The sequence below is a fragment of the Aeromonas sp. R5-1 genome, assembly GCF_040908265.1.
Classification (GTDB): Bacteria; Pseudomonadota; Gammaproteobacteria; order Enterobacterales; family Aeromonadaceae; genus Aeromonas; species Aeromonas caviae.
The window spans coordinates 1-8,404 of record NZ_JBFODJ010000100.1 but is presented as its reverse complement, the minus strand read 5'-3'; the positions used below and the strand labels follow the sequence as shown (position 1 = coordinate 8,404).

The following is an 8,404-nucleotide window of genomic DNA, read 5'->3' as shown; positions in this document are numbered from 1 at the left end:
TTCAAGGCATTTACGGGAGAAAAGATCGGCTCAAACTGAAAAAATGAAATGACTGAGTCAGCCGAGAAGAATTTCCCCGCTTATTCGCACCTTCCCTAGTGCTATTACCTCGTCAAAAGTGAAGTAGTTTCTCTGGAAGTCGCGCCACGCGTAGCTCGTATGAGGGGATGATTAAGAGTCAGTACAGAAAAATGGAAACTGCTCAAGGGATTTGCACTGCTGACTTTGATGGTGAACAACTTGAAGTTCAAGGATGCCGCACAGGGACAGAAAAAATCAGACAATAATGTCGCATGACTCCATACACCTTCTATGACAATATTTTTAGAGGTTTAGATGCACACACTGGTAGATGCCGCTGGGCTGAGAGTAGATTTTGTTCGCAGCCCCGCAAATAATGGAACACTAGCGTTTACATTTACTGAGAGGACAAATAGATTTCTTGATCGGCAGGGATTTGCAGAGTCGCTACTACTCGGGCTTGGATTCGATGTTATAGCAGTAAAGGCAAGTGTTGACGTTTGGTATGACCATTTAACGGACGTTCATATTGAGGCGATAAAAGCTGGAATTCTGGCATCAGATAGGCATTACGCCAAACGTGTTGCATACGGCAGCAGTATGGGCGCGTATGCGGCTATTCGCTTCGCCAAAAGTTTGGCGTGTGATCGTGTTCTGGCGCTTTCCCCTTTATACGACATTCGTTTGGAGTGGGAAAGACGCTGGCAAATGGATGTAAAAGGAATTAAGCAGGCGCGAATGATGTCGGAGGACTACATTAGTCCAAATTGCATATACTGCTTTGCATTTGACCCAAAGAACCAAGATGCACGGCACATTGCTTTATACAAAAAAATAATTTCTCCTGCAATGTTGCGACTTATTGAAGCGCCATACGCAGGGCATCCTGTTGGATATTTTCTTAACCAGATTGGCGATTTAAAGTCTCTTGTAGTTACAGTTCTAGTTGATGATGATGTCGATAAGTTCTGTGGTCGCAGATATGCGAATAAGCAGCAATCGCATTTGTATTTATTTTGGCTGGCCAGTGCATGCTTACAGCACCGCAAACCGCGTTGGGCGTTGGCGCTTAACTTGAGGGCTGAAAGTATGGCGCCGGGGAATGCGGAGTATAAAAGGCAGCAATGCATGATCTATATGGCGCTTGGCCGAGTACAAGAAGCTTTACAAGTCGGTAGCACTGCAATTGAAATGGCTCCATCACATGCTGCGTTTAAAAAATATTTTGAACAAGTTGCGACGGAGTCAGTAAGCGCTGCACTCCTTTCAACGTAGCTGCCTAGCGTCAATATTATCTTTTTATAAGTCAATATAAATTATCATGACCAAAACATGGATACTTCTAGGCTCCTGCCGAGTCGTAAATACAATCGCCCATTATATTAATAATGACATTGTTTTAAATATCAAGGATCTTTGGTTTACCCATTATCCTCATGAGCACATCCAGAAAATCAATCATTTATTTGGAGTGCGCTCAATTCCAAGAGAGCATAAGGAATTATTTGTTCGTTTCGAGCAACAAAATCACTATGAATCTCACTCACAGTTTCGTGTGGGCGACTCGATTGACAGTGGCAAAGTAGAGTTTCAATCTCATAGTGGCACGGGCACTATTAATGTGGCCGTAGAACTACCAACTAATCGTTACATTAAAGTACCAACAAATGATGGAGTTTTTTGGGGACATATAACAAACCTCGAACTTATAAGAAACTCTCCATTTAACCAAGTAGGTGGGAATTATACTGATGAAGATTTTCTAGAAACGCTAAATGATTTTGAGCAGATTCTTATAGACTTAGTCTCCTCCTCTGGCTTAGCCGAGGCTGTTAATTTTATTTATGTGCCACATAATCCATTTATCGAACTGAAAGAGGGTAGTTGGGGGATCTCTGGTGAACGGGTGCGTATATTTGATTTGATTCGCCAGCACTGTGCAGAAAACACCCTGCCGACAAAATTGCCGATGCATCGTTGCTCGCTTGATGTTAAAACTATGATTGATGAAAATGGTGGTGTTAAGTATATGCTGGAAGACCAGAACCACTATACAACACATGGCCGCAAAGTAGCATTCAAGCATCTGAATGAACTGGCTATTTTTTGATGCTCGATGAGATAGATTACAACCCCACTAGCTTTTAATAAATTACTGCAATTAATTTAGAACCTTTCCCTTCACGAGATTTTTATCACAATCAGTTATTATTTAAATTTTTAATTATCTATGATTTAGAGAGAAGAAGTTTTGGGTATGTTTATATCTGATGCTGCCAGCTCATCCTAATATTCATCATGCCAATCTGAATATATATACTATACAGACCTATAACTGCCATCAGCTGCCTAAAAACCAATATGACTTTGCTTACTTGGTAAACAGGTTAGACCAACGATGGTTTGAAGGCATTACATTCTCCGCTTGCTTTATAAAATTGACCAATCAATTTTCTGATATTTAAAAGAGAGCCCTATGATTTCTATCGGTGCTATTTTTAAAAATGAGCATCCATTTATATTAGAATGGCTCGCTTATCACAGATGCTTAGGTATCAATACTTTCTATATCGCTGATAATATCAGTTCTGATGGTAGCTCTGAACTTCTAACTGCCCTTGATACAATAGGCCTAATAAAAAGACTTCCTTATCCCACTCAACCAAACACACCACCACAGCTCGGTGCATATAGAGAGATCCTGAATAACGCAAACGCTGATGAATGGATAGCCTTTATCGATGCTGATGAATTTTTATCGCCTCGAGATTATGAGGATGGATTGACATCGATTAAACCCCTTTTGGATGACCCAGAAATAGGGGCAATATCTATCAATTGGGCAGTATATGGTTCATCCTATTCAATTATTCCAAATAATGACCTGGTTATTGAGCGATTCACTCATAGAGCAGTAGAACATCATTCTGTAAATAAACATTATAAATCCCTTGTTCGTGCTAATACGGTTGTTGATACCGGTTCAACTCCACACGCATTTACCATCTGCGAGAATCTAAAGTTCGTGATGCCAAATGGTATATGCCAAAATAAAAAAGAAGGTATAGGTGATTCGATTGAGTGGTCTTGTCTAAGGATAAATCATTATGTCATCAAATCCAAATCCGAATTTTTAAATAAAAAAGCATCCCGAGGAAGAGCCACGACGCTACAAGACACCTTGGCTAGAGATATAAACTTCTTCAAGGGGCATGATCTGAACCATCATGAAGAGCATGTCCCATCATGGTTTATCGACAAGGTGAAATTAAATATGTCAGAAATTGTCAATAAACTTGGTGACATTGGTTATCACTATTCAGTTGAACCACCAACCACTGCCATCTACAAAACTAAAAAAGGTATGGGCGTGGGTTTTGTTGATGCTCTTAGTAAAAATGATAATGTATTTGAATTACGAGGCTGGTCCATTGATGTAAATAAAAACCCTGTGCACGGCCTACTTATTGTACTAAACAATACGCGACCTATATTCCCAGAGAAATATATTTGTATCGACCGCCACGATGTACAGCGCAAAGGTATAAGCAGTGATATAGCGGTAGGATTTAAATCGTCGTTCAGAATTCCAGATGTTAATATTCATACATTCAATGTATATGCATTGAATAAAAATGGTTTGGTTTGTGCTGAGTTAGGCCTTAATCGCATTCTGTCTGACATATACGGTTAGTTTCGCATTTATTATGGGTGCGTATTAAAATTTAAATGCCATCACATGCCACGACATTGGTTGAAAAAATGAAAATTGCTATTACCGGTACCGGCTACGTCGGGTTATCCAACGCTGTATTACTGGCCCAGCACCACGATGTCATTGCCCTTGATGTGGTGGCCGATAAAATAATCAAGATTAACCAGCGACAAAGTCCCATCGCGGATAAAGAACTGGAAGCTTATCTGGCCGAGAAGCCGCTCAATCTCAAGGCAACGCTGGATAAATTAGAGGCTTATGAAACCGCTGACTTCGTGATCATCGCCACTCCCACCGATTACGATCCCGAGACCAACTACTTCAATACCAGCACGGTTGAGACAGTGATCCGCGATGTGATGGCCATCAACCCACGAGCCGTGATGGTCATCAAGTCCACCATTCCGGTCGGTTTTACCGAGCGGATGCGCCGTGAGCTGGGCACAGAGAACCTGATTTTCTCTCCCGAGTTCCTGCGCGAAGGGCGGGCGCTTTATGACAACTTACACCCTTCCCGTATTGTGGTGGGGGAACGTAGCGAGCGGGCGCAACTATTTGCAAACCTGCTGCAAGAGGGGGCTATCAAGCAGGATATCCCGGTATTGCTGACAGGCAGTACGGAGGCGGAAGCCATCAAGCTCTTTGCCAACACCTATCTGGCGATGCGGGTGGCCTATTTCAACGAGCTGGATACCTATGCCCAGTCCCATGGCCTCGACAGCCGCCAGATTATCGAGGGAATTGGCCTGGATCCACGCATCGGTAGCCACTACAACAACCCTTCTTTTGGTTATGGTGGTTACTGTCTGCCAAAGGATACCAAGCAGTTGTTGGCCAACTACAACCAAGTACCCAACAACCTGATCCGCGCCATCGTCGATGCCAATACCACCCGCAAGGACTTTATTGCCGACAGCGTGCTGCGCCGCAACCCCAAAGTGGTCGGCATCCACCGCCTGGTGATGAAGGCGGGCTCTGACAACTTCCGCTCGTCCGCTATCCAGGGGATCATGAAGCGGATCAAGGCCAAGGGGATCGAGGTGGTGATCTTCGAGCCCACCTTCAAGGAGGAGAGCTTCTTCCACTCCCGGGTCATCCGTAGCCTGGAAGAGTTCAAGGCAGTTAGCGACGTCATTCTGTGCAACCGCATGGCCGCTGAGCTCACCGATGTCACCGACAAGGTCTATACCCGGGATCTTTTCGGTTCTGATTGATGGCGGGCTTGCCCGCGCTCCCCCCGGCCATCACCAAGGTGATCTGGCTGGGGCAGCAACAACGACAAGGAGTGCTTTTGAGAACGGATACGCCAGATATGATGACCACACAGATTAAGGTCACCTCGTTGCAACATGGGATTGCCGGCCTGGTGTTTGCCATTGACTCCCCCAGAGCCGAAGAGATCACTCTCTTTGCCTCTTCGATGCTCAGGCTGTCAGGATGGGCACTGCACAATAAAAAGTCCGTAGACATAGTGGTCAGGCATCGGCACGGTGAAAACACCTTGACAGTCTGGTACGGCAGACACGCTATCCCAATCTGGAAATCCTGGTGATGGACAACCAGAGTGACGAGGCCGATACCCTGGCCTATCTGGCCCATGCTGCCCAGGAATACGGGGTGCGGGTGATCCCTTATGACCATCCGTTCAACTATTCGGCTATTAACAATGCGGCCGTGGGCCAGGCCAGTGGTGAGCTCATCTGTCTGCTCAATAACGACACAGAGGTCATGAGCCCGAGCTGGTTGGAAGAGATGGTCAGCCACTGCCTGCGATCGGAGATCGGCTGTGTGGGGGCCAAACTTTATTACAGCAACGATACCCTGCAACATGCCGGTGTCATTCTCAGCTTAGGTGGAGTGGCAGGTCATTCACACAAGTACTTCCCAGGCAATCATCCTGGTTATTTCAATCGTTTATTACTGGTTCAGACGCTGTCTGCCGTGACGGCTGCTTGCCTGCTCATCCGCAAGGACATATTTGAGCAAGTATCAGGCCTCGATGAAGAGAATCTGCATGTTGCCTTTAACGATGTGGACTTCTGCCTGAAAGTCCGCGAGGCGGGTTATCGCAATCTCTGGACCCCCTATGCCGAACTTTATCACTATGAGTCCATCAGCCGTGGGGCCGAAGACTCGCCGGAGAAAATTGCCCGCTTTAACAAGGAAGTTAATTTTATGAAATCCAAGTGGGGCAAGCATCTCGAACTCGATCCCTTCTACAGCCCCAACTTGACTATAGATAGAGAAGATTTTTCTATTTAAGGCAATAATATAAAATCGAATTAGGTATCACTATATATCTGTATTAAAGATACCTACCGCATTACCTTTAGCATTTCGGAGATTATTAATGATTAATATTGCTGTTTTGGGTGCATCTAATTCCATTGTTGGAGGTGGTTGGCATAGTCGTTTAAGACGTAGTGATGTCAATCTTAAGTGCTTTGCTGTCGGAGGTTCAAATTCAGGCATTGGTATCTATAAGCTAGTCCAAGAGTCTGTATTAAATTGGGCAGATCTTGTTATTATTAACTTCGGTGTGACTGAGCATGAAGAGTTGAAATTTGGGTATATTAGTGAGGAACATTTATACCTACTCATCTCTAACCTATATAGGATGATATCAGCCTCAGGCCTACCGATGATATCATTATCACTACCTATTATCGCTGGCATTGAAGATTTAAATAACGATGTTTCTTATAAAATCCATAAAGCATGCGCTATCGAAACAAGCTCTCTTTTTATAGATGGCTATCAGTTTACTAAAGAAATTATTCAAAAGAGTAACGGCTTGCCCGCTTCTTTCTTCTTTCTAGATCAACATCATCTAGCCCCTTGGGTTGCCAAGCATATAGGAATGGTAATTGCTGAGATTGTTAACGATTTCGTTACGCTCCCTAAAAATACCCCAAAGTCATATACGCTAAAGAAATTTGATATACTTGACGCCAATACCATTGCAGACTTAAATAATTTAGAAACCGTGACACGTGGCACTAGTCTATTAAAAGAGACGACGGCTATCTTGAGTAAGAATGATACTATTGGATTCACTAGAGCGGCTAGTTTGCATGGATTATATGTAGACTGTGGTATATCTAGTGCGAAGCTGACAATCACCTCTATTAATAAAAGAGTTATTAAAAACTACTTTTGTGCATCACAAAATGCTAAGAAAGACAGTGTTCAATTTAAATTTTGCACTTTTCATAGTCCAGTCGGTGTTGATAAAAGCTCCACTATCTCCATTGCTGCTCATGATGCAATCGTCAATGAGAGTAATCGAATGGAGCGAGAACCTATCGATCCAAATGGTCAAGCATATATTTGTGGAATTTTGTTGTCTTATGAGAGTAACTCCGTCACATGCTATGTAAGAGATACCTCAAAATTAGCTACTATTGTAGTAGATAGATTAGCTATTCGCGCAAATGACTGTGCCGATATAACTAGATTCAAGTACATAGATTCCGGATTGATAGACCTAGTAAATGTTTGTGAAAGTAGCCATGCTAGCATTGGAGACTATATCTATTATTTAAGAGATATGTTTGCCAACCTTGGCTTAGATAAGGCGAATAAAGCCTTGACCGCATTTATAGAAAAAAACGCCATTATAAAAAACTTTAAATCCGATTATCAAATAATCGCAGAGTCAGACTTCTTTGATCGTGACTTTTACTTAAATACCTACCCTGATGTTCACAACGCAGGGGTTGATCCCGTTTCACACTACATTAATCATGGTTGTGCCGAAGGACGAGTCCCATCTAATAAAATTCATATGTATCCAGAGATACATAGCGACTCTAGTAGAGACATAAATAAAGTCATTTTATTACTCAGAAATAATGCATAATACCAAGAAAGAAAATTTTTCTTTTGATTTATTTTTTCTTTCTATAGAAAGACTTTTGCTTTAACCATCGTAGACTGGTCATTCAACTAAATAATGACCAGCCTCTTAAATGAATTTGGTTTATCAATGTTAAATATCACGATTGTTGGGACTGGTTACGTGGAATTTTCTATTGCAGCGCTGCTTTCACAACATAATAAAATCACAGCATTGGATACTTCATCCTGAGATCAGGGCGGGAGCACACTTTGTTGATATTTTAACCAAAGAATAACTGAGCCCGATAGTCGTCCAGGGCGGGATCGCACTTTGTTAATGAAATTTGAACAGGCAGATCGTCTGTGATCTAATCGCGTCTCCATGCAGGAGGCACGCGCTATGACGTTGATTGAACACCTTACCCTTGTCGAAGAAACTCGCTCTGAGATCAATCGTAAACATAACCTGGTTGATGTCATGTTCCTTGTCATCAGTGCCATCATGAGTGGTGCCGAGGGCTGGAATGACATCGAAACCTATGGCGATTCAAAGATCGATTGGCTGCGTCAGCATCGCCCCTTTGCCAACGGCATCCCGCGGCGTCACACGGTTGCCCGCATTCTGCGCTGCATTGTCATCGATACCTTGCTTGAAGCGTTGCTGTGCTGGGTCAATGAACAGCGCACTCATCAGGGCAAACCCATCATTGCCTTTGATGGCAAGGTGTTACGCGGCTCCTTTCGGGGAAATGCCAAGGATGCGCTTCAGTTGGTCACGGCTTACGATACCGAAAATGGGCTGGTGTTAAGCCAGAAAGCAACCCCTAA

General features: G+C 43.3%; 7 protein-coding genes. All 7 read left to right on the top strand.

Annotated elements, in window-relative coordinates; all coding sequences use genetic code 11:
- Positions 1 to 336 precede the first annotated feature (336 nt).
- Positions 337 to 1,296, top strand: coding sequence for a hypothetical protein (locus AB5Y64_RS13250; protein WP_368203984.1), 960 nt, complete (start codon positions 337 to 339; stop codon positions 1,294 to 1,296).
- Between the two features lie 46 nt (positions 1,297 to 1,342).
- Entirely contained in the window at positions 1,343 to 2,131 is a 789-nt protein-coding gene (locus AB5Y64_RS13245; RefSeq protein ID WP_368203982.1) for a hypothetical protein, read from the top strand.
- A 366-nt stretch (positions 2,132 to 2,497) separates the two neighbouring features.
- Positions 2,498 to 3,715, top strand: a complete 1,218-nt coding sequence (locus tag AB5Y64_RS13240; RefSeq protein ID WP_368203981.1) for a glycosyltransferase family 2 protein — start codon at positions 2,498 to 2,500, stop codon at positions 3,713 to 3,715.
- Positions 3,716 to 3,783: 68 nt separating this feature from the next.
- Positions 3,784 to 4,950, top strand: a complete 1,167-nt coding sequence (locus tag AB5Y64_RS13235) for a nucleotide sugar dehydrogenase (RefSeq protein WP_368203980.1) — start codon at positions 3,784 to 3,786, stop codon at positions 4,948 to 4,950.
- A 295-nt stretch (positions 4,951 to 5,245) separates the two neighbouring features.
- Positions 5,246 to 5,998: a glycosyltransferase family 2 protein gene (locus AB5Y64_RS13230; RefSeq protein ID WP_279956378.1), complete on the top strand. Its 753-nt coding sequence runs from the start codon at positions 5,246 to 5,248 to the stop codon at positions 5,996 to 5,998.
- Positions 5,999 to 6,086: 88 nt separating this feature from the next.
- Positions 6,087 to 7,598 (top strand): hypothetical protein, encoded by a 1,512-nt coding sequence (locus AB5Y64_RS13225; RefSeq protein ID WP_279956373.1) that lies wholly within the window; start codon positions 6,087 to 6,089, stop codon positions 7,596 to 7,598.
- A gap of 378 nt (positions 7,599 to 7,976) precedes the next feature.
- A partial coding sequence (locus AB5Y64_RS13220) for an ISAs1 family transposase (RefSeq protein ID WP_270794163.1) occupies positions 7,977 to 8,404 on the top strand: 428 nt, incomplete at its 3' end.

Excerpts from the sequence above, each read along its gene's own strand:
- AB5Y64_RS13225 (WP_279956373.1), top strand. The coding sequence starts at position 6,087 with ATGATTAATATTGCTGTTTTGGGTGCATCTAATTCCATTGTTGGAGGT.
- AB5Y64_RS13240 (WP_368203981.1), top strand. The coding sequence starts at position 2,498 with ATGATTTCTATCGGTGCTATTTTTAAAAATGAGCATCCATTTATATTA.
- AB5Y64_RS13250 (WP_368203984.1), top strand. The coding sequence starts at position 337 with ATGCACACACTGGTAGATGCCGCTGGGCTGAGAGTAGATTTTGTTCGC.
- AB5Y64_RS13235 (WP_368203980.1), top strand. The coding sequence starts at position 3,784 with ATGAAAATTGCTATTACCGGTACCGGCTACGTCGGGTTATCCAACGCT.
- AB5Y64_RS13245 (WP_368203982.1), top strand. The coding sequence starts at position 1,343 with ATGACCAAAACATGGATACTTCTAGGCTCCTGCCGAGTCGTAAATACA.